This window comes from uncultured Nostoc sp. (genome assembly GCF_964245575.1).
In the GTDB taxonomy this organism is placed as follows: Bacteria; Cyanobacteriota; Cyanobacteriia; order Cyanobacteriales; family Nostocaceae; genus Nostoc.
On the sequence record NZ_CAXTNP010000001.1, the window covers coordinates 16269 to 39572 of the forward strand.

The 23304-nt window shown below is 42.9% G+C and carries 13 protein-coding genes and 2 pseudogenes; 8 read left to right on the top strand and 7 right to left on the bottom strand.

Annotated elements, in window-relative coordinates; translation table 11 throughout:
* Positions 1-672: peptidoglycan-binding protein (locus ACFFAP_RS00090; RefSeq protein ID WP_375509307.1), on the top strand; the 672-nt coding region annotated here is incomplete at its 5' end.
* A 90-nt stretch (positions 673-762) separates the two neighbouring features.
* Here the strand turns inward: ACFFAP_RS00090 and sbcC are convergent.
* Together sbcC and ACFFAP_RS00100 are read right to left on the bottom strand one after the other, a co-directional pair.
* Positions 763-3789: an exonuclease subunit SbcC gene (gene sbcC / locus ACFFAP_RS00095; protein ID WP_375509308.1), complete on the bottom strand. Its 3027-nt coding sequence runs from the start codon at positions 3787-3789 to the stop codon at positions 763-765.
* A 348-nt stretch (positions 3790-4137) separates the two neighbouring features.
* Positions 4138-4359 (bottom strand): hypothetical protein, encoded by a 222-nt coding sequence (locus tag ACFFAP_RS00100; protein WP_375509309.1) that lies wholly within the window; start codon positions 4357-4359, stop codon positions 4138-4140.
* Between the two features lie 161 nt (positions 4360-4520).
* On the opposite strand from ACFFAP_RS00100, the gene ACFFAP_RS00105 reads away from it, so the two are divergent.
* Positions 4521-4886, top strand: a complete 366-nt coding sequence (locus ACFFAP_RS00105) for a hypothetical protein (protein ID WP_375509310.1) — start codon at positions 4521-4523, stop codon at positions 4884-4886.
* Here the strand turns inward: ACFFAP_RS00105 and ACFFAP_RS00110 are convergent.
* On the bottom strand, positions 4855-5526 hold the full coding sequence (locus tag ACFFAP_RS00110; protein ID WP_375509361.1) for an MFS transporter: 672 nt from the start codon (positions 5524-5526) through the stop codon (positions 4855-4857). The genes ACFFAP_RS00105 and ACFFAP_RS00110 overlap by 32 nt on opposite strands.
* Here ACFFAP_RS00110 and ACFFAP_RS00115 point away from each other — a divergent pair.
* Positions 5518-5835: pseudogene (locus ACFFAP_RS00115) on the top strand (transposase); the annotation flags it as partial. The gene ACFFAP_RS00110 and the pseudogene ACFFAP_RS00115 overlap by 9 nt on opposite strands.
* Before the next feature lie 333 nt (positions 5836-6168).
* On the opposite strand, the gene ACFFAP_RS00120 reads toward ACFFAP_RS00115, so the two are convergent.
* The 4 genes from ACFFAP_RS00120 to ACFFAP_RS00135 all read right to left on the bottom strand — a co-directional run bounded on the left by ACFFAP_RS00120 (position 6169) and on the right by ACFFAP_RS00135 (position 12288).
* Positions 6169-7467, bottom strand: a complete 1299-nt coding sequence (locus ACFFAP_RS00120; RefSeq protein WP_375509311.1) for an MFS transporter — start codon at positions 7465-7467, stop codon at positions 6169-6171.
* A gap of 609 nt (positions 7468-8076) precedes the next feature.
* Positions 8077-10683 carry a TonB-dependent siderophore receptor gene (locus ACFFAP_RS00125; RefSeq protein ID WP_375509312.1) on the bottom strand — a complete coding sequence of 869 codons (2607 nt, stop codon included), beginning with the start codon at positions 10681-10683 and terminating at the stop codon, positions 8077-8079.
* Positions 10684-10733: 50 nt separating this feature from the next.
* A complete protein-coding gene (locus tag ACFFAP_RS00130) occupies positions 10734-11897 on the bottom strand; it encodes a PepSY-associated TM helix domain-containing protein (protein ID WP_375509313.1) in 1164 nt (387 codons plus the stop codon).
* A 148-nt stretch (positions 11898-12045) separates the two neighbouring features.
* The gene (locus ACFFAP_RS00135; protein WP_375509314.1) at positions 12046-12288 is read right to left on the bottom strand and encodes a hypothetical protein; all 243 of its coding nucleotides are present in this window, start codon (positions 12286-12288) and stop codon (positions 12046-12048) included.
* Between the two features lie 822 nt (positions 12289-13110).
* Between ACFFAP_RS00135 and ACFFAP_RS00140 the strand changes: the two are divergent.
* From ACFFAP_RS00140 to ACFFAP_RS00160, 5 genes and pseudogenes are all read left to right on the top strand, one after another.
* Positions 13111-16515: pseudogene (locus ACFFAP_RS00140) on the top strand (condensation domain-containing protein); the annotation flags it as partial.
* 203 nt (positions 16516-16718) lie between these two features.
* Entirely contained in the window at positions 16719-17768 is a 1050-nt protein-coding gene (locus ACFFAP_RS00145) for a TauD/TfdA family dioxygenase (RefSeq protein WP_375509315.1), read from the top strand.
* Positions 17769-17791: 23 nt separating this feature from the next.
* On the top strand, positions 17792-21073 hold the full coding sequence (locus ACFFAP_RS00150; protein ID WP_375509316.1) for an amino acid adenylation domain-containing protein: 3282 nt from the start codon (positions 17792-17794) through the stop codon (positions 21071-21073).
* 15 nt (positions 21074-21088) lie between these two features.
* Positions 21089-22366, top strand: a complete 1278-nt coding sequence (locus ACFFAP_RS00155; RefSeq protein ID WP_375509317.1) for a glycosyltransferase — start codon at positions 21089-21091, stop codon at positions 22364-22366.
* A 43-nt stretch (positions 22367-22409) separates the two neighbouring features.
* Positions 22410-23291 carry a hypothetical protein gene (locus ACFFAP_RS00160; RefSeq protein ID WP_375509318.1) on the top strand — a complete coding sequence of 294 codons (882 nt, stop codon included), beginning with the start codon at positions 22410-22412 and terminating at the stop codon, positions 23289-23291.
* The last annotated feature ends 13 nt before the right edge of the window (positions 23292-23304 follow it).

The following is a 23304-nucleotide window of genomic DNA, read 5'->3' on the forward strand; positions in this document are numbered from 1 at the left end:
AGAGATGCTGTAATTGCATTCCAGCGAAGTTATCGCCTACCTGTTGATGGCATCGCCAATGCCCAACTTTTGGAGTCAGTGCGTAGAGCCTCCACTGGTGGATATACTACTCAACAACCAAGCAGAAATTATCTGACTGTAGGCGATCAAGGAGAAAATGTCAGATTAGTTCAAGAGCGTTTGTCGCAGTTGGGTTTCTCTAATACTAATCCTGATGGCTTTTTCAACGATTACACCAGAGAATCTGTGATTGCATTCCAGCAATCTTCTCGACTTAATTCTACTGGAAATGTAGATTGGCAAACTTGGGAAGCATTAGGGTTGAATAGCTCGAATGTGGGGAATTCTGCTGAGGCTAATGGTTATGTATTCGCTGAGACTAATGACTATGTAGCACCTCAAAATAATCGCTATTTACCTCCTACTAATAACGTAGTGCCTGTTACCAATGGCAACACATTAGTTGCTAATAATCCCTACAGAGTAATAGTGCCAATTTCCAATAATGATACTCTGAGTAAAGTGCAACAATATATACCTAATGCTGTCACGGAGCAATCCCATCTAGGTGATTATGTGAATGCTGGGGCATTTAGCGATCGCGCACAAGCAGAAACGCTATCAAAAATGCTCCGCTCTTATGGTCTGGATGCACGGGTAAAATACAATTAACTAATTCGTAATTCGTAATACTTCGGCTCCCTTCGACTTACTTTGACTACGCTCAGGGCAAGTCGCTCAGTACAAGTTCGTAATTTGTAATTAAATTGACAAACTCAACTGCGAACCTTCCTGAGTTTTATTCACTTCAATCCTGGCTTGGAAAGCTTCTTTGAGGTGGGGCATGTGAGTAACAGTGAGGATGCAAGCGAAATCGGAAGCGATCGCATTAATCGCTGCAATCAAGCGATCGCATCCTTCAGCGTCCTGTGTGCCAAAACCCTCATCCACAATCAACAATTGCAACGCCGCCCCCGCCCGTTGCGCTAATAATTTTGCCAAGGCTAAACGGATGGCAAAGTTAATTCTAAAGGCTTCCCCACCAGAGTAAGTTTCATAAGCTCGCGTTCCTCTTGAATCGGCGATTAAAATATCTAGGGTGTCTATCAGCTTGGCATTTTTCTTGGTTGATTTAGCACTACGTCCAGCTTTTTGAGTAATAAATTGTACATGAAACTGGTTACCACTCAGCCGCGAAAGTAATTGATTTGTCTCGGCTTCCAGTTGCGGCAACACATTTTCAATCATCAGTGCTTGGATACCATTTTTACCAAAAGCTTGCGCTAATTCCTGATAAATACGATATTCTTGCTTGCAAGATTGTAGTTGCTGCTGCTGTTGTTCGTACTGAATTTGCAGCGTTTCCAGTTGATGCGCCAGCTGTTCTAAACGCCCCAACTTGGCTATTTGCTCATCAAGTTGCCGTCTGCGTATTGCTAGCTGCTGCTCTAGATCTGGAATTTGGGCAGATGGGTTAGCTGTGGCTTGTAGTTGCTGGATAATACTTTCGATTTGTCCGCCGAGTTTTTGCCGCTCCGTTATTCTGGCGCTTCTGGATTCCTCTAACTCTTGCAATCTCGTCTGGAGTTGGGGATACTGCTGCTGGGCTGATAGCAGTTGTTGATACCGCAAATGCCAAGATTGAGCTTGGCGTACAGCCATCCGCAGATTGTTGTGCTGCTCGGAACTATAGCCAATTTCGGCAATGTGACGCTCAAGAGCCGCGATTTGTTTAGCACATTCAGAATCAGTCTGATCCTGCTGGATTTTGGCTTGTAATTGAGCAATTTGGGACTGAAGTTCTGGTTTTCGGGCTAATAGTTGCGCTTGTCGCTTAGTCGCATCTTTAATCTGCTGGAGTTTAATTTCTGCCCATCGCCACCGCTCAACTTCGCTCCGGGCGAGGGAGTGGTCTTGTTCATTATAATTAACTTGTTGCAGATATTGGTCTAGCTGCCGTAGTTCGGCTTGTTTATCAGGAGCGTAATCACCAGCTTGGAGCGATCGCTCTAAATGTTGTTTTTCGGCAGCAATTTGTTGTAACTGTTGTTGCACATCAGTTGTAGCTTCTAACTGTGCTGCCAACTGTCCCCGTTGTTCGCGTAAACCATCGTAACTCGCTAATTGTTGGGAAATTTCCCGATATTCCTGCCTAAGTACCTGAATTTCTCTGTCTGACACAGCCATTTGTTCCCGCACTACCCAAAACTGCCCTTGAGTATCCTCTATCTCAGCCTGAGTTTTTTCCACCACACGACTCCAGTGATGTTCATTTAGGGGACGCTCACATAATGGACAAAGTGCTTCAGGATTTTGGAGCATTTGCAATTTTTGCTCTAATTCTCCCAGGAGTTTTTCATAGTCGCGTTGATGAGCTTGCAGACGTTCGATAAAGTGACGCCTTTCTTGCCCTTTTTCTTGGACTCGTTGCAAATAAACCCGCTTTTTCTCCAGTTCCTCAATCTGGATTGCTACATCCATCACCGCTTGTTGTAGTTGCGGTTGGCGGCGGTGCTGGCGTTGTAATTGGTTCTCAGTACTTTGGAGTTGTTCGAGTCGCGCTACTAAACCAGCATGAGTGCGATCGAGTTGGCTTTGTAAAGTTGCTCGTTGTTGCAACAAGGGAGTAACTTGCATTTGCAGTTGATCTAGGCGAGCAACATGGTGACGGGCTGCGGCTAGTTGTGACAAAGCAGCTTCTACTTCACCTGATTTAGTCAGAGTTTGCTGAATTTCTCGCTCTTGTTGCTGCAAAGCTTCGATTTGGGCTTGGGCTTGTTGCAGTTGCCGTTCGATTTCGTGAATTTGTTTGGTAAGCTGTTGTTGCTTTTGTTGGCGAGTCTGCCCAGCGCGGGTATATTCTTCAAATTTGGTAGCAAAGGCTTCTTCTTGAGATTGTAGACTTTGATATTGGGCGTATCCAGCTTTAATTTCAGCTTCTTGGTGTAATATTTTTTCTAAATCTGATAGCTGAGAGCCAATAGCTGATTGTTCTTGTTGGAGGCGATCGCAATCTTGGGTAAGATTTTGGTATTGCTGCTTTACAAAGCTGAGTTGTTGTTCCCAATTTTGGCGCTGGTGCTGGACAACTTGCAAACTTTGTAATTGAATATTATCAAAAGCTTGTACCTGTTGCAGTTGGTTGAGTTCGGCTTCTAACTCGACTCTTTGCGCTTGGGTTGTCTCGCGTTGTTGCAACTGAATTTTGATCGACTCTAAAGAACGCTCTAGCTCTACTGCCCTTGCTTTTAACTGACGAGAAGATTCCTTTGCCCGTTCTTCCAAATCATCATACTGATTGAGTTTTAACAACTCCGCTAAAATTTCTTTGCGTTCCGTGGGGCGTTTGAGCATGAACTCATCTGCACGGCCTTGACGTAAGTAGGCAGAATTAATAAATGTATCGTAATCGAGCTTGATATGTTCTAAAATCAAATCTTGGGTTGCTCTTACCCCTTTGCCAGTGAGTGAGCGAAACCCAGATGGTATTTCTATTTGAAATTCAAGAACGCTAGTACCTCCCCGAATTCGGGTACGAATCACCCGATATTTTTGCTGGTTGCTTTTGAAAGTAAAATCAACTCGAACTTCTTTCGCCCCAGAATAGATCACATCATCTTCAGCAGTGGCGCGGCTTTCACCCCAAATTGCCCAAGTGATTGCTTCCAAAAGTGAAGATTTACCCGCACCATTGGAACCCGAAATACAAGCCGTATGCAAACCACGAAAATCTAAAGTTGCATCACGGTAACTAAGAAAGTTTTTGAGGATAAGTTGTACTGGGATCATTCACGCTATAGCGCCACATCTACTTTTAATAATTAACAGTACAGATGCACTGTTTGTTAGTTTAGCTATCTAAATATCAGGTTTCTAGTCTTGAAGACATCAAATTTACAAAAATTAACAATAGGTTGAGTAAATTTTTCTTGTTGGATGAAAAAATTTTGCTGTCTTCGGAGAAAAATGAAACTCATCTGGAGGCTTTTAGTTATTTCTTTTTGTTGTCTGAGAAGAAAACATTCTTATTTGATTTGTGAGAATTGAAAGTTACAGATCCCTGACTTTTCAAAGAAGTGGAGGATCTTATCTCTTACGAATGATTTAGCATTGCTATAGTGGCCAAGACAGAATTTGTCATTGGCTAATTGCGACGCCGAATAGCCCGTCGTAGACATCGTTTGACCTAGACCAAGGTATCAACAATCCAATATATGTACCGACAGCAAATTTTGTGAAATCTAGAAATGGAGGACGACTTGTCTCGTCGATAACTGCAAGAGTGAGAGAACCAATCACCATAATCAGCGTTACGACAGCCAGCACTTCATCTCTTGAAGGAAATTTCTTGGATAACATTGACCCACTGCCAAATCGTTTGAATCACTACATCCCTACTTTACAGGCGAGTGCTTGTTGTAGGCTTAAATACAGGCTTGTGATATGAATAACTTGTGTATGCGATGGGGATGAATTGCCAAATTGGCAGTTAGAATCAGCAAAAGTGTAGTGGTTAGCTGATGTCAGGGCGATCGCTTTCCTGTTGTCCAGAAGGTATCCAAAAAGCCAAAAGAGCTTTAATTTGCTGTTCCTTAACTCAAAAGCCATTAGCTGAAAATTTAGAAGTAACTCGCCAGCCGATCGGAAAATTCTTTAGAGGTAAACCTGTTGACTGCAATCTGTTTGTCCAGATTTGCGACAGGCTAGATTTAGAGTGGGAAGAGATTGTTGCTGAACCAGTTAGTGAAGCAGAGGTCAATCAAGACAACAGCATTGATATTGATGCGATCGTGCAAGTGGTACGCGAAAAAGATAAAACCTTTGATTCAAGAGCGCTGCGGCACAATGCGGGTGCTAGATATGACTCAACCCATTGGGTTGAATGACATTTACACCAGCGTCAATATATAGTCCTGGGCGTACGGCAACATAGCGCCAGCCAAAATAGAGATCCTGCTTCAGGTTTGTGCTATCACGCGTACCCGCTTTTGTAATCGTAGGTTGTGGGATACGTACTAGCCACAATGTGAGTAAAGCGATCGCAAAAGTAATGATATCAATAATTAAGATGCCAACAATACCAATGACTACATAGAGGACACCTGCCAATGCTGGTGCGATGATAATAGAACTAGAAGTTGCCAGAAAGCTGATGCTGCTAGCGCGACTATACTGCTGCTTTGGCACCATCATTGATACTGAGGCTGAGAATGCTTGTGTTTGAAATTGTTGAAAAGTCCCTTTGACACCTACAGCTAAGTATAAATGCCATAATTGCAAATTATGAGTTATGTAAAGTAGTAAGACTGTTATGGTCAATAGCCCGCTTACTGTGTCACCAACCATCATTAAGTATTTACGGTTCCAGCGATCTACAATCACCCCAGCGATGGGAATAATTAAAATTTGTGGCACTTGTCCAAAGAACCCAAACAACGCTAAAGACGTAGCCTGACCCGTCAGATACCATACCCAGATAGTGAAAGTAAATCCGGTTATGCTAGTGCCAACGATTGTGCCACCTATGCACTAATGGAACTGTTGGAAGAACGTCCAGAGATTTTGGAACAAGTTGAGGTGATGTGGGTTGATGCAGGCTATGACGGTGATCGGTTTGCACTTTCTGTCTGGCTGATGATTCAAGCTCGCGTTGAAGTAATGCATCGTTTAGGATCTGAGTTTGAGGTCTTGCCTAAGCGTTGGGTTGTAAAACGAACTTTCGGATGCTTCAACCAGTATCGTCTTAGCAAGGATTATCAACGACTTCCTGAAATGAGCGAGGCTGCTATCTATGCTGTGATGACAGGGATTATGTTACGTCGTTTAGCTGTCTAAAGATTTACTTTATAAATGGTCTCTAAGAATAAATAAAAATTTTGAATTAATTATCCTTCAAGTCAGAGCCAATACTGATTTTTTAAATCAGTGGTCTACAATCAGTGGCAGGTTTCAAGCCCCCACTGATTGCAATTTTGAATTAATAATTTTGAATTTTGAATTGTTTTGACAAAAGCTTAGACCCCGCTTTTTGGAAGTTGAGCCAATAGGGTCTTCACCATTAGCTCTAGAGACAACACAGCAAAAACGGCTATTACTTAGAGAATCTTGCCTCATCATGTTCACTTCTGGGAGCAAAGATTTTAAGTTTATGTTACACCCCACCACTGACTACTCTGTACTGGCATCATGGTCTGGCAGAATTTTTTCTACGTTACGCAACACACTAAAGGCATATCCACCTAAGCCAACAACTAACATGCATAGCGAAGAAATGACATACAGGAGTGCTATGCCTGCACCACCTTTAGTGCCAAATATCCAACCCAACATGGGGGCAAGAGTACCATCAGGCTTCATTGCAGGTACAAAAACACGATCAGCTAATGGTCCAGCTATTAAGTTTGCTAAAGCCGAACTTACTGACATCACCATAGAGCGCATCGCAAAAACACGCCCCTGGATCTCAGGTTTTACCTTATTCAGCCATATAGCGTCATTAGCACTTCCCATTATTGGGAAATTGAGAGATGAACACAATTGGGCAGGAATCCAAATCAACGGTGTTATCCCAAGACCAAACACTGTTTGGCTCAAACCAGCACCTACCATACCCAGCAGTACTCCATGTATTCGCTGCTTGGAACTACCCCAAGTGACCATAATCAAAGCCCCAATAATGCCGCCCAACCCTTCTGCTGAAAATACAGCACCTAATACTTTAGTATCATTACCAGTGCGTGCCAGAATTAAGGGAGTAGCAAGCGAACCGCTAAATTGATAGGCAAAGGAGAACAACAACATTAATATTAGCATAGCAAGTAGGCTAGGGCGTAGGGCAACATAGCGCCAGCCAAAGTAGAGATCCTCCTTCAGGTTTGTGTTACTGTGCATACCCAGTTTTGTAATAGTAGGTTGTGGGATATGTACTAGCAGCAGTGTGAGTAAAGCGATCGCAAAAGTAATGATATCGATAATTAAGATGCCAACAAGACCAATGACTAGGTAGAGGGCACCTGCCAATGCTGGTGTGATGATAATAGAACTGGAAGTTGCCAGAAAGCTGATGCTGCTAGCACGACTGTACTGCTGCTTTGGCACCATTATGGATACTGATGCCACGAATGCTAGTTCTTGTAATTGCTGAAAAGTCCCCTTGACACCTACAGCCAAGTATAAATGCCATAATTGCAAATTATGAGTTATGTAAAGCAGTAATACAGTTATGGTCAACAGCCCGCTCACCGTGTCACCAACCATCATTAAGTATTTACGGTTCCAGCGATCTACAATCACCCCAGCTATAGGAATAATTAAAATTTGCGGCACTTGTCCAAAGAAACCAAACAAAGCTAAAGACGTAGCTTGACCCGTCAGTTCCCACACCCAGATACTGAAAGCAAATCCGGTCATGCCACTACCAATGATGGAAACTATTTGACTAAGCCAGATGATAATGAGAGTACGCACTTGTATCAATTTTAGATTATAAATTTGCGGTGATTAGCTATCAGTTAATTTCAAAGCTTCTTTGATAGTTCTAAGACAGGAACTCTTCTACTAGTAGTCTGTCAGCTTTAAATTGAGGCGTAAAGAAGTTGGTAGTAAGGACTTTAGTCCTTGATTTTCTAAGCACGCTTTGCACTTCCTACAAACTTTTCATTACTAGCTTGACAGACTACTAGTGGTCTATCTCATTAAATTTGAGCGATAAAAGAACGAACCGCGAACGCGAGTGCGTCTCTAAGAGTTGGACGCAAAGAGCACGTACCTCTGCGGGGAAGCAAGCTACGTGTAGCGTCTCACAGAGAAAAAAGAAGAAAAGAAGAGAAATTGAAATTTGATTCACCTATGAGAATTAATGGGACAGACCACTAGTGCAGCAAGGCGGAAATAACTATCCAGTTCAAAAAGGTTAAAAAGCTTACTGTACAAACGTTTATTTCGTTACAAACGTTTATTTCATTCTCATATTATTCACGATCGCAGCTCCTAAGTTGGATTTTTACCCCCTTAATCCCCCCTTAGAAAAGGCTTGTATGTACACTGTGGCTTTATAAGGAGAGCGTTAGGGTTGGGTCAAAACTCTACAGAAATGGTTCCTTGTAAAGTAAATGGTGCTTGGGGGAAGGTGAGGTAGTCGTTTGATTCGTAATATTTGACATTGAAGATGTTTTTAAAGTTGAGTGCAGCCCGCCAATTATCACGTTTATAAGAGATAGAAGCGTCGGTTCTGACATAAGAGGGAAGGGTTAATGGATCGTCAATGTTGGCAATGCGATCGCCTACAAAAAACATCCCTGCCCCAATTCCCAACCCTCTCAAGTCACCCTTTGGAAATTCATAGGTTGTCCACAAACTCGCTCCCTGAGTTGGTGCATTTGTCAAGCGGCGACCTTCGGGAAGACGGTTATCTTTGCTCACAAACGCATCATTTAAGTAGCCAGAAGCAATAACTCTCCAGCCTGATGAAATTTCCCCTGCAATATCCAATTCAATCCCTCGGCTTTTCACTTCTCCAACTGCGATAAAGTATTCCTGATTATCAGTGGTATTCTCAAGGTCTGTAGTCGGAATGTTGGTTTTGCTGATGTCATATGCTGCAAGCGTGGCTGACAATCGTTTATCAAAAAGTTCAGCTTTAATGCCTACTTCATACTGAATCCCGCGCGAAGGCTCTAGCAGTTGTCCACTGATAGTTCTAGAATTATTGGGAACAAAGGAACTACTGTAGCTGGCATAGAGCGAAATCGGTTCAATCGGTTGATAGACAATACCAACGCGGGGTGAAAAAGCACTATCATAAAATTCAGTCGGTGCGGATTGACCGTCGCCACTACCGTATTCGACAAAATCATATCTACCGCCTGCTAGTAATTTGAGATTTGGGAGCAATGTCACCTGATCTTGTAGGTAGATGCCGGTGGTGGTAGTAGTTTGCTCGAAGAAACTATTGGGATTTGCTATGCGTGGTAAGCCATAGGCTGGATTTAAAATATCGAATGACCCTTCATAAACCCCACCGATACCCTGATCAGCCTGATACCTTTTGCGCCATTCCAACCCCAACAGCACTTGATGGGCGATCGAACCGGTTTTGAAGTCACCAATCAAATCCGTTTGCAACGCATAGTTGTCAACGTCAGTCGCACCGCCAAAGTACGATCGATCTGTTAACGTGCGACCGTCTGCGGCCAGTTCTCCAGGTTGAGTTACAAGACTGTTGTACTTCTCAGAGAGGTAGAGAAAGCCGCTTCTCAGGCGTAGATTCTGATTAAACCGATGATTCAGCGTTAAATTGAGGCGATGCTCCTCGTTGTCTTGAAAATCATCAGGTTCGCCGATATTCAGATTTATGGGCACTTTTAAAAAAGCAGAGACAGGTTGGAAGCCGCGATCAAACCCTAGTTTCGCGTTTAGATATTCATAGGCTAAGGTGATGTCGGTTGAGTCGCTAACCTGATAGGTGACAACGGGAGCGATAAAAACGATATCATTGTCAATGAAATCTCGGTAGCTACCGGAGTTTTCATAGGAAACATTCAAGCGGTACAGCAATCGTTTGTCATTGCTAAGGGGCCCAGTCAAATCGATCGTACTTTTGTAAAAATCGTAGCTTCCGGCAGTTAAATCTACTGCATAGAAAGGAGTGCTCAAGGGTTTCTTGGTGACATAATTCACGATTCCACCTGGCTCTAATGCCCCGTATAGCACGGAAGCAGGCCCCTTTAGCACCTCTACTTGTTCAATATTGCCGCCATCGACGAAGAAAGGCTGAGTGGCAAATCCATCTCTTAAGAAACCACTAGAGAAGCCACGAACACGGACATCTCCGATCAGGTTGCCGTAGCCAGATGCGATCGTTGTGCCTGAAACGTTGCGAGTCGCATCGGTAATTCGTGTGATTCCTTGATCCCTGATCACCTGTTGGGGAATCACCTGAATCGACTGGGGAATATCACGTAAAGGTGTATCAGTTTTAGTTGCAGTACTTGCATCTGGCACAGTATATCCATCTTGCTCACCCGTCACCACCAGTTCAATCGGTTCATCACCCTCTGTTGATGGAAGACTAGGCTGTGTCTGTTGTGACCCCTCACTCTGTCCCGGAGGGGTGGGGTTTTGCGTTTGAGGCTGTTGCTGCGGCTGTTGTGCAGAAGATGCAGAACTAGCCACAGAGAAGATAATACCCTCATCTGGACTGTCAAACAACTCAACAATGGGTGCACCCGCCTCACCCGTCACACTCACCCGGATAGTCTGAGCATCAAAGTTCGTTACCGTTATTTCGCTAACACCTGCAATTGGTTTAGTAGAGCGAAATGTAAAAGCGTCACCATTGGGTAAACGCAATTGAGCATTGGGAATGTCAGCAATAAAGTTATCGCCCGAACTGCGATTCACTACTTGCAATTGTTGCCCAATGGAAGTTTGTAAAATCACCTCCACACCTTTATCGGTGGGATTTGCCTTCACTGAGGTAACTTGTACAACTTGACTCTCCTGTTTCCCTCCTTGGTCAGGGGGGTTCTGTTGTTCTATCTGAGCTAACCATTCTTTGACTGTTCTTGCGGAACGGTTTAGTTCCTGTACACGAGAAATTTCAGTTACTTCCTTTGCCTGAGTTGGTTGTATAATCACAGCAATAAAAAAACAGGAAATAAACAGCGATCGCAACAGTTTCATACTCCACACACCGAAAAGTACTTCTTAAAACAAAGCCGATTATTTGAGAATTATTTTATATAACTCTGTTTATGAGAATAATCATCTTTCTGCTTGGGTTTGCGATACCACCACATCACAAAGCCAGTAATAAATAGAATTAACGGAGCCAGACCAACGAAGACATAGAGAATGCGGGTGGGTAAGCCGCCGAAAGTGCCGTAGTGCAGTGGCTCGAAGGAATTGAGAATCTTATCGCCTAACGATGCCTTTAACGAATTATCAACTCGTAAAACCTGACCACCGTATTGATCCAGATAGACATTGCTCTTGCCGTATTCCTCCCGCTCTTGGGGCAGCTTCATCCGCAATCGCAGAGGCGCTTTCGGATCTGTAGTTAAGTCAATGCTCCGCAATGCTCCGTCAGGTAGGGCAAGTTGAGCCGTTTTCATCTGCTGGCTCAAAGGTAGAGGAGATTGACCTGCTAACGGCACAGAGACAAGTTCAGGCAGCGAAGGACTGAAGGTAATGGCGCGAATTAGAGGGTCAACATAGCCCAAATTCCAGGCAAATCCAGTGAAAAATGTGAACAGTAAAAATATGGCGGTAGTAATACCAGATACCTTGTGTAGATCGAAGTTAAGCCGCTTGGGGTGGGCATCCCACTTAATTTTGAAACCTGCCATCAGCTTGCGCCAACCTGGCCACAGGATAATTCCCGTGATCACAACGATGCACATCACCAAACCCACAACACCGAGAATCTGTAAACCCAGATCGCCCAATTTTAACGACGTGTGGAGTTCATAAACAATCTGGAGAAAGTGCTGTACTGCATTGGGATGCAGACTGTTGCCCAAAATTGCCCCCGTATAAGGGTTGACATAGACTTGTACCCAATCGTTGCCCGGAATTGAGATGACGACACTAAAGAAATCATCCGGTTTAGTTGGGAAAGAAACCCTTTGCAATGCCATTTCTGGCAGATTGGCATAGGCAGTTTTGACAATATCCAGAACGACTTCCAGCGATAAGCGTTCCTGCTTCAGGTTGCCGTAGGCATCGCCTTGGGGTAGGATAGCATCAAACTGCTGATGCAATTGAAACTCGTTGATTTCACCTTGGAAGACGATAAGGCTCCCAGTTAAGCTAAGTAGGATGGCAATCAATCCGATCGCAAAACCCAGGATGCGATGCAGAATAAAGGTCAGATGACGGAGCTTTTTCGCGGACATGGTAGAGACTACTTAAGCAAAAATAACAGCAGATTAAGCAGCAGAAATCAAGGTGATCAAAACTGCACGGTTACTGAATCCGATAATCCTAAACTTGCACGATTTCTTCAGAAGGCGCTGTTTATTGTGTTGGCGACTGCACCAACAACTATTGAGTACTCTTGGCTGGATTCTCTATCTGACTTACTTGCCGAATTTGTCGGATTGCATCAACAGTCTGTCCTTTGATAATCAGGCGTGTTTGTTGAGTAAAGTCTTCCTTAGCGTCGGTGGACACTGTACTCTTATGAACTCTAAGTGATGATATTTCCTCACTTTTAGTAGGTTCTGTCACCAACACCACGAGCGCACCTATCAGCAATAGACCAAGAACAAACTGTTTAGACTTCATTATTGTTTTCTGACTCCGTTACACCACTCAATATATAGTTGACAAATACTAGCATTTCAAGAGTATTGAAATCTATTTGCATTAAAAAAGCAAGCTTAATGAAATAAAAACAAATAATAATTTACACAATCGAAAAAAAAATTCAAACATACTACTGCCTATATTAAGTAATAATTAATACTAACATTTATAGTGTCAAGTCGATATTCTGATATCTTGTACCTGAGTGTATAAACTAGACTAGGCTAAAAGCAGAGCGATCGAGTTAGATTAATTTTTGGGAATTTTCTTGATAAATTAGAGGTTTATAGCTTAATACTGAGTGATTAAATTATGTAATATTTTGGGTAAAATGGCAGTATTAAGAAAGCTTTTATCATACACCTTCATTTCTGCTCACCATATACACAAAGAATTTTATCGAATAGTTGCAGTTATTATATTAACTATTATTGATAAGTATTCTCTATTAATATAAAGTTGCTAAAGGCAGCAAAGTTGCTATATAGTGCTAGTGCTAATTAAAAATAACTCTCAATATACCTGAGCCAAGATTTACGTGAGTGACCGAAAAGGAGGGCACTTGAAGCTGGGTCGGTTGGGAAGGCTGGGAGAGAAAACTCTCCGTAGATGGTCACAGAGCAACTAACTTTATTTATGGAAAAAGGAAAAAGATTTGAACCAAGATTGCTTGCAACAAGCTTTCTTAATGTCTTTTTACTGAGCCGCCTAGATTTATCAATGGCGTTCTCCCCCCTGCTCTGATTTCACTTCCCTGATTCCACCATTGTTTACGTGCATCTGAATTGCTTGAGGCGGAAAATGTCTTCAATTCTCAATAGATTTCTACAAATTTCCCATCAGTGTGCGACAGTCGTTGATCTTTTGCGCGATCGCAGTTCCACACAGCCGCACATACAAGCGTTCACCTTTCTCGAAGATGGAGAAACTCAGGAATCAACGCTAACTTACTATGAGTTGGATCGTCGCAGTCGGGCTATAGCATCTCAACTCCAAGCCCTTGGTTTAAGTGGGGAACGTGCTATATTGCTCTATCCTGCGGGACTGGATTACTTAACAGCATTTTTCGGTTGCCTATATGCTGGAGTTGTGGCAGTTCCGGCTTACCCGCCGCGCAATCAACGTAATACGCCCAGAATTCAGGCAATTATCGCAGATGCACAAGCAGCAATTATTTTAACGACAACAGCGCTCCTCCCTAACGTAAAGTCTTTACTGACAAAACACACACACCAGGGAAATTTACGTTGGCTGACTACTGACAACCTAGCACAAGGCATAGAAGATTCTTGGCAACAACCTGCAATTGACGCGCAGATACTAGCGTTTCTGCAATATACATCTGGTTCTACAGGCACCCCTAAAGGTGTCATGCTTAGTCATGGCAACCTGCTACATAATGCTGCCGTGACTTATCAAATCATGGAACATTCGCCTGAGAGTCAGTTTGTCTCTTGGCTACCTGTTTACCATGACATGGGGCTGATTGGTGGAATACTGCAACCCTTATATGGAGGGTTTCCTTGCGTCTTGATGTCTCCTACCTCATTTTTACAACGTCCATATCGATGGTTGCAGGCAATTTCTCACTATCGTGGCACAACTAGTGGTGGCCCCAACTTTGCCTATGAGTTGTGTATTCAGAGAATTACTCCTGAGCAAAGGTCTACTCTTGACTTAAGTAGTTGGAGGGTCGCCTTTAATGGTGCTGAACCCATCAGAATAGAAACTCTAGAGCGATTTTCAGCAACTTTTGCTGAGTGTGGCTTTCGTCCAGAAGGGTTCTATCCTTGTTATGGTATGGCAGAAGCAACTCTGATGGTTTCCGGTGGGATCAAGAAAGCTTTACCTCCTTGCAAAACAGTTGCAAAATCTGCATTGGAGAAGCATCAAGTCATTGAAGCAGCCACTAGTGACGATATCCAGACCTTTGTCAGTTGTGGTCAAAGTGTTCCACAACAGCAAATTGTCATTGCACACCCAGAAACTTTTAAGCGTTGTCAACCCGACGAAGTGGGCGAAATCTGGGTATCAGGGCCCAGTATTGGTCAAGGTTATTGGAATCGTCCTCAGGAGACAGAGCAAACATTCCACGCCTCCCTCGAAGGCCCAGATTCTAAGCTATTTTTACGCACAGGTGACTTAGGTTTTTTGGACAACGGAGAACTATTTATCACAGGTCGAGCCAAAGATTTAATCATTATCCGTGGTCGCAACCTTTATCCGCAAGACTTAGAGTTGACTGTGGAACGTAGCCATTCATCATTGCGTTCAGGTAGTAATGCAGCTTTCTCAATTGAGGCAGAGAATGAAGAACGCTTAATTGTGGTACAAGAGTTGGAGTTTCGCGCCAAACCAAATATTGAAGAAGTCATTGCAGCAATTCGTCAAGCTGTGGCTGAGGAGCATGAGATACAACTATACGCAGTGGTGCTGATTAAACCAGGCACTATTTCCAAAACCTCTAGTGGTAAGATTCAACGTCGTGCCACAAAAGCCGACTTTCTGGGAAGCAAACTAGAAGTCGTTGGTAGTAGCATTCAGAAAACTATTAATATTGATGGAAACGAAAATAGGTTACAGCGTGAAGCTCTTTTAGCCCTCACTCCACACAAGCAACAGCCACTGTTAGAGTCTTATCTTCAAGAACAGATAGCACGGGTACTTGCAATTCCACTGCATGAAATCAACCTTCAACAGCCACTAACCTCCTTAGGACTCGATTCTTTAAGAGTCATTGAGTTAAAAAACAGGATTGAGGATGATCTGGAAGTTAGCGTACCCATAGCAGACTTTTTTGAAGGTATTCACATCACTCAACTAGCGACAAAGATACTGGCCAAACTGACAACGGCAGCTTGTTTACCGTCAGTAACCCTTACCCAAATCCGAAAACCCACAGACTTTCACCCTCTATCTTTTGCCCAACAGCGACTGTGGTTTCTTGACCAATTGCAACCAGGCAACCCTTTCTATAACATTTCTGTTGTCATCCACTTCCAAGGTGTACTCAATGTAACAGCGCTAGAGCAAAGCTTCAATGAAATCGTCCGACGACATGAAGCCTTACGAACGGCGTTTACTACTGTAGAGAGGAAGCCAATGCAAGTAATTTGCTCAGATTTCACCTTAACCTTGCCTGTGGTAAATCTGCGGGATCTTCCTGAAATTCACCGTGCAGCCGAGGTACATTGGCTAGCTACTCAGGAGGCTCGGCAGCCTTTTGATTTGACTCAGGGATCATTGCTACGAGTGACTCTTCTACAGTGCGGTGAACAAGAACATATGATGTTGTTGACAATGCACCATATTGTCTGTGACGGCTGGTCTATGGGAGTCCTCTTTCGGGAACTGACAATACTCTATGAAGTTTATTCTAACGGACAGCCCACGCCTTTACCTGAGTTGCCCATTCAGTATGCAGATTATACAATCTGGCAACGTCAGTGGTTAGAAGGGGAAGTATTAGAGTCACAACTAACTTACTGGAAAAAACAACTGAACAATCTCCCGATACTACAACTGCCCACTGACCATCCCCGACCAGCAGTTCAAACTTTCCAAGGTAGACGACAATCTTTAGTGCTGTCTAAGTCGTTGACGGATGCTCTCAAGGTGCTGAGTCAGCAGCAGGAAGTGACGCTATTTATGACATTGCTAGCAAGCTTTAAAATGCTGCTGCATTGGTACACAGATCAGGAAGAAATTGTGGTCGGTACAGATATTGCAAACCGTAATCAAGCGAAGACTGAACCACTGATCGGGTTTTTTGTCAACCAACTGGTATTACATATTAACCTGTCTGGGAACCCCACTTTTGAGGAGTTATTAGAGCGAGTGCGCCAGGTAACTATAGGGGCTTACACACATCAGGAGATGCCCTTTGACAAGTTAGTGGAGGCATTGAACCCACAACGGACTTTAAGTAGTACACCCCTATTTCAAGTCAAGCTTGTGCTGCAAAATGTACCCATGCCGCCTTTAGCGCTTTCGGGTTTAACTGCGAGTGTCACGGAGGTTGATAGTCAAACTGCAAAGTATGACTTGCTGCTGAATCTGACGGAGACAGAGCAAGGTTTGATGGGTTGGATGGAGTACAGCACAGATTTGTTTGAGGCTGTTACTATCACACAGTTATTGTCACATTTTAAAACACTTTTACGTACCGTTGTAGTTAAACCCAAGATCAGGTTGAATGCCCTCAAAGAAATTTTAGTTGCAGCAGACAGAGAAAAACAAATTGCCAAAGAACGAGAAATCAAACAAGCTGGTCTTCAAAAATTTAAGAATGTGAAGCGGAAAGCGATTGAAGAAGAGTTGGTATTAGAGAAAAATTGAATCTCAAAAGTTTGAGGTCAAAGAGTTACCAGCTAATTAATTATAGTATTAATTCCCAGCAGTCAGTAATTATGAAAAAATATCCAACCGACAAGTTTGAGATCAAAAAGTTGCCAAGCCTAAAACGGCATGCTATGAGTTTGTCCCAAGAAGGATTAATCAAAACAGAATTTCTTCATATTGAAAAGTTTTTGCCTTTAATAGTCCAGCCTACTGTTGAAGGAGTCAATCTGGCAGTTTGGGCTACACGCAATTGGTCTTTTATCGAAACAGAATTGCTGAAATATGGAGGAATACTTTTTCGGAACTTCAAGGTAAATGGAGTGGCTGAGTTTGAGGAGTTTATCGGATCTATATCGGGAGAGTTACTAAAGTATCAAGAACGTTCCTCGCCTCGCAGTCACGTAAATGGTAATATTTATACGTCAACTGATTACCCTGCGAATCAAAGTATCTTCCTACACAATGAAAATTCTTACCAGCATACATGGCCTTTAAAAATCTTCTTTTTCTGCATCACAGCGCCGCAGCAGGGAGGAGAAACACCAATTGCCGACGTGAGAAAAGTTTTTCAACACATCAACCCAAAAATTAGAGAATTATTTATCCAAAAGCAGGTGATGTATGTTCGCAATTTTGGCAACGGATTTGGCCTTCCCTGGCAAACGGTTTTTCAAACTACGAACAAGCTAGAAGTCGAAGAATACTGTCGCAAAAATGGCATTGAGACTGAATGGAAAGACGGTAATTGCTTGAGAACAAAACAAGTTCGACAGGCTGTTAAAAAGCATCCAAAAACTAATGAAATGCTCTGGTTTAATCACGCTGCTTTTTTTCACATATCCAGCTTAGAATCAACAATGCGTGAGTCTCTTTTAGCAGAGTTTCGAGAGTCAGACCTTCCCCAAAATACTTATTATGGTGATGGCTCGACCATTGAATCTTCTGTGTTAGACGAGATTCGCTCTTGCTATCAACAAGAAACGGTGACTTTCCCGTGGCAGGAGGGAGATATTTTAATGCTAGATAATATGCTAGTGGCTCATGGACGTGCACCATTTGTCGGTTGTCGAAAAATTGTGGTGGGAATGGCTGAACCCTATAGTCATAGAGCCATTTAGGGCAAAAAATACAGGCTAGAGATATGCAAAAGAAAGTTATCAGAGGTTTTCGACTTTCACCACAGCAGAAGCATCTATGGTTGTTACAGCAAGGAGAGGCAACGCTACCTTATCGTGCTCAGTGTGCTATCCAAATTGAGGGAAATTTCAACAGAAAAATTTTCGAGAGGGCTTTAGAGAATGTCTTAAACCGACATGAAATTTTGCGTACTACTTTTCGTTGTTTGCCGGGTATGGATATCCCCCTGCAAATTATTAGTGATCCGCTACCTGTGGGAACTGTTGGTAACGATCGCGATCGCATATTTCCATCAATTCATGAGCATAATTTTAGGGGTCTGACTCCGCAAGCACAAGAAGTTAAAATTCAGGCACTTTTTCAGGAAGTAAGTCAGCTACCTGGCAATTTTGAGCAAGGTTCACTTTTGCATCTGGACTTGGTTGAATTGTCCGATGATAGACATACGTTGCTAATCAGTTTGCCTGCTGTCTATGCGGATGCAGAAACGCTGAAAAATTTAGTACATGAAATCAGTGTTTCATACGCAGCTTGCTTGCATGGCGAACAGCTATTTGATGAACCGATACAGTATGCTGATGTATCCGAAATTCTCAATGACTTACTTGAGTCAGAGGAGACAAAAGCCGGAAGAGAGTATTGGTGTCAGCTAGATTTTGCTGATCTTTTTACTTTAAAGCTCACAAGCGAGAATCAGCCTCCGGTCGAACCAGGATTCTCGCCTCAGTTTGTCGTCGGTGCGATCGCTGATCAGTTAGCAGCAGAGATTAAAGCGATCGCCCAGAAGTATGAAACTACTACAGAAGTCGTTTTACTAACTTGCTTGGCAATTTTGCTCTGGCGACTCACACAACAGCCAAAAATTCTGATTGGTACTGCCTGTGACGGTCGAAACTATGAGGGGTTAGAGTCAGCTTTCGGGCTATTTGCAAAATATTTACCGCTTGTTTGTCATCTCGAAGAAAACCGGACATTTAGCGAGATTTTGCAGCAAGTTAACGAATTTAGCCGTCAGAATGCTGAATGGCAGGAGTATTTTACCCCAGAACAGACTGCGGAAGCTACTTCCTTCTTCCCCTTTTGTTTCGAGTTTGAACACAGACAACCAAAGTATTCTGTAGACAACAATTTATCACTTTCTATTTATCAGCAGTCCGCATATATTGACAGATTTAAAGTAAAACTCTCTTGTCTGTGTCAGGAAGATTCTTTGGGTTACGAATTTCACTATGATTCCAATCTATTCCCAACTGAGGATATCAAATATTTGGCGGAGCAATTTCAGACTTTGTTAGAAAGCGTCGCCAACAATCCTCAAGCAGTAATTAGTTGCTTAGAGATTCTGAGCGATCGCCAGAGGCAGCAATTGCTGATTGAGTTCAACAATACAAAAACCACTTACCCAAATGACAAGTGTATCCACCATCTGTTACAACAACAAGTAGAGCGAACCCCAGATAACATCGCCGTGATATTTGGGAAGGAGCAACTAAGCTATACTTCGCTCAACGCCAGAGCAAATCAACTCGCGCACTACCTACAGCGACTGGGAGTTGGGCCAGATGTACTGGTGGGGATTTGTATAGAGCGAAGCTCCTCCGAAGCCGCTTCGCTAACGCCACTGATGATGGTTGCAGTGTTGGGAATTCTCAAAGCCGGTGGAGCCTACGTGCCGATTGAAGCAACCTATCCACTGGAACGACAAGCCTACATCATAGCAGATAGTAATGTACCGATACTGTTGACCCAGCAGCGTCTAGCAGCTAGCTTACCCACAAATGGAACCAAAGTCATTTGCCTAGATACTAATTGGGAAGACATAGCCCAGGAAAATATAGCCAACCCGGTCAGTCAAACAACCCCTGAAAACTTGGCCTATGTCATCTACACCTCTGGCTCCACTGGCAAGCCCAAGGGAACATTGATTCCCCACCGAGGGGTAGTTAACTACCTAAGTTGGTGTACGCAAGCTTACACAGTTGAGCAAGGAACAGGGACGCTAGTTCACTCACCTTTAGGATTTGACCTCACAATTACGAGTCTATTTTCACCCTTACTAGTGGGTTGTCAGGTCAAGTTGCTGCCAGAAAACCAAGGCATCGAGACGCTTTACACTGCTCTGAGGGAAAGCTCTAATTTAAGCTTGGTCAAACTTACACCTGCTCACTTGGAGTTGCTTGGTCAGCAGTTCTCTCCTCAAGAAGCAGCAGGTCGGACGCGAGCTTTCATCATCGGGGGCGAAAACCTGTTGGCACAGAACATTGCTTTCTGGCAGAAGTTTGCTCCTGATACGATACTAGTGAATGAATACGGGCCAACCGAAACTGTAGTTGGCTGCTGCATTCACCAGGTAAATGACAAGGAGCAGTCAGGCTCAATTGCCATTGGTCGTCCAATTGCCAACACCCAGCTTTACGTGTTAGATCGACACTTGCAACCAGTGCCAATCGGCCTTGTGGGTGAATTGCACATTGGCGGCCAAGGAATGGCACGAGGTTATCTGAACCTGCCGGAACTGACAGCCGAAAAGTTTATTCCCAACTCCTTCAGCAACAAACCAGGGGAGCGTTTGTACAAAACAGGCGACCTGGCTCGTTATCGTTGTGATGGGACTCTTGAGTTTCTGGGACGGATTGATAACCAAGTCAAGCTTCGAGGTTTCCGCATTGAACTAGGAGAAATTGAGGCGGCTCTTTTAAAGCATCCGGGTGTACAAGAGTCTGTAGTTGTGGTGCATGAAGATGCCTCAGGCAACCAACGTTTAGTTGCATACATTGTTTTGAGGGCATTATCGACTTCCATCAGCGAACTGAGTCAATTTCTCAAACAAAAGCTACCTGAGTACATGGTTCCCTCAGTTTATTTACAACTTGATGCATTGCCATTAACCTCTAATGGTAAAATAGATAGGAAATCCCTCTTGGTCGTGGAAAAGTTTCGACCAGAGTTGAAAGTTACTTATTTACCACCCACTACTGAGGTGGAACAAACAATTGCTGCTGTTTGGCAAGAGGTACTTCACCTAGAAAAGGTGGGTATTCATGACAACTTTTTTGACATAGGTGGTCATTCGTTATTAATTGCTCAAGTTCATAGCCAACTTAAGGAACTGTTGGAGCAAGACTTATCAATTATTGAACTGCTTGAGCATCCAACTATAGATTCGTTGGCGAAATATTTAAATGAGGGAAAAGACGCACAGCTAGAAATCAAGCAAGTTCGCGATCGCGCTGGGAAGCAAAAAGAGGTGATAAATCGCCAAAAACAACTTCGCACCAAGAGATAAAGATTATTTAGAAATATGCGTATCACTATTGTTACAGGTGGTTCCCTTGGCGATCTTCAACCTTATGTTGCTTTAGGACTGGGATTGCAACAAGCAGGACATGTAGTAAAGCTAGTTGTTTTTACTAATCAGGCTCGTCAGGAATTTATCAGCCGATGGGGTCTGGAATGTGTTTGCATGGATCTACATGCAGAAGAATTTTCCACAAAGCCATTCTGGAAATGGTTCCATCCCAACCCCTTTTACATCTTTAATAATATTAGGAGTGTTTTGCAACCTCTAGAAGATAGCTACCTGTTTAAACTCCTCGATCTTTGCCAGGGAGCAGAGGCAATTATCTTGAGTCAATTTTCATTGCTGGGTTATGACACCATAGAAAAACTGGGTGTACCTTGCTATGCAGCCTGTATCCCACCGATTAGTCCAACACAGGCTTTTCCTCACCCTGCTGCACCAATTGAATTGCGTTTAGGTGGAATCTACAACAGGCTAACCTATTTCTTATTCGATCAACTCTTATGGCGATCTGTTAGACAGCCAATAAACCGGTGGCGACAGGAAGTCCTAAAATTAACTCCTACCGCTTGGTGGTTAAGCCCAGTTCATCGTCTACACCAGCAAAAAGTACCTTTTCTTTATGGCTACAGCCCATCTTTACTACCTAAACCGTCTGATTGGCCTGATTGGTTGCACGTTACTGGCTACTGGTTTATGGATTGTCCGGAAAGTTGGCAGCCACCTATAGACCTAGTAGATTTTATTGCAATTGGGTCGCCGCCAGTGTACGTTGCTGGTCGTGGTTTAACAGAAGAGGAACTGAAATTGGTCTTGTCAGCGATCGCTCAGACAGGTCAAAGGTGTATCTTACAAGTACCAGGAGAACTTACTGGCGAAAACAGCCTCAGTGAGGATTTTGATTTATCAGATAAAGTCTTTAAACTTTCCGAATGGGTGCCATTTGATTGGCTATTCCCGCAAATGGCAGCACTTGTGCATCATGGAGGTGCTGGTACATTAGCTTATGGCGTGCGATCGGGTGTCCCTTCTATAACCATACCCAGCGGAGATGACCGATTTTTTTGGGCGCATCGTGTAGCAGAGTTAGGTCTAGGCCCAAAGCCGATTTTGCCACACCAATTATCTGCCCAGCGGTTAGCAGATGCGATTCGACTAGCCACTAATGATCAGTCAATGCAAGCCCGTGCATCTGCAATGGGGCGAAAGATCCAAGCAGAAAATGGAGTGGTTCGAGCAATCGAGGCTTTTCATCGCCATTTGCCAAACAAAGTATAGGAATCAACTTTTCCTACAGATAATTTTTAGAGGAGTAATAACAATGAACCTAAACAGTAATCAAGAAAACTTCTTCAAAAAATTACAGCGTCAAGTTGTGCCATTCGTCTACCGCAATAACTTAATGAAATTGGCGACTTTTTATGGTACTGATAAATGGAATTCTCATTGGTATGCTCAACATTATGCAAGGCATTTTGCTCCGTTAAGACTCAAAAAACTGAAGATTCTTGAAATTGGTGTAGGCGGTTATGACGACCGCAAATCTGGTGGGGAATCTTTAAGAATGTGGAAGTCATATTTTCCTAATAGTATGATTTATGGTATAGATATTGTAGATAAAACTTATCTTGAAGAACATCGCATAAGAATATTTCAGGGTAGTCAAGATGACGAAGATTTTTTAAATAAAGTTGTAGCAGAGACTGGAGAATTAGACATTATCATTGATGATGGTAGTCATGTTAATGAACATGTAATAAAATCATTTAATATACTTTTTTCTGCACTCAAAAATAGTGGTATATACGCAGTGGAAGATACATTGACTTCTTATATACCAAATCTTGAAGAAAAACGATTAAATACTGGCAGCAGAGGTGTTTTAGAAAATTGGCCAAGAGTTGGTGGTAGCTTAGAGCTAAATGACCCTAAAACCACGATGAATTTTTTTAAAAAACTGGTTGATTGCTTGAATTATCAGGAAATTTTGAGACCAGGTTACTCTTCCTCTTATTTTGATCAGCATATTGTTGCTATGCACTTTTACCATAATCTAATTTTTATCTATAAAGGAAACAATAATGAAGATGGATATTATCTAGAAAATAACACAATTAAGCCATACTTCTTGAATTATCTGAGCATAAAATCAGTAGAAGAACTTGGTATAGAATTTCCCATTGTTGATAAATCAATACAATGAACATAATAAATGC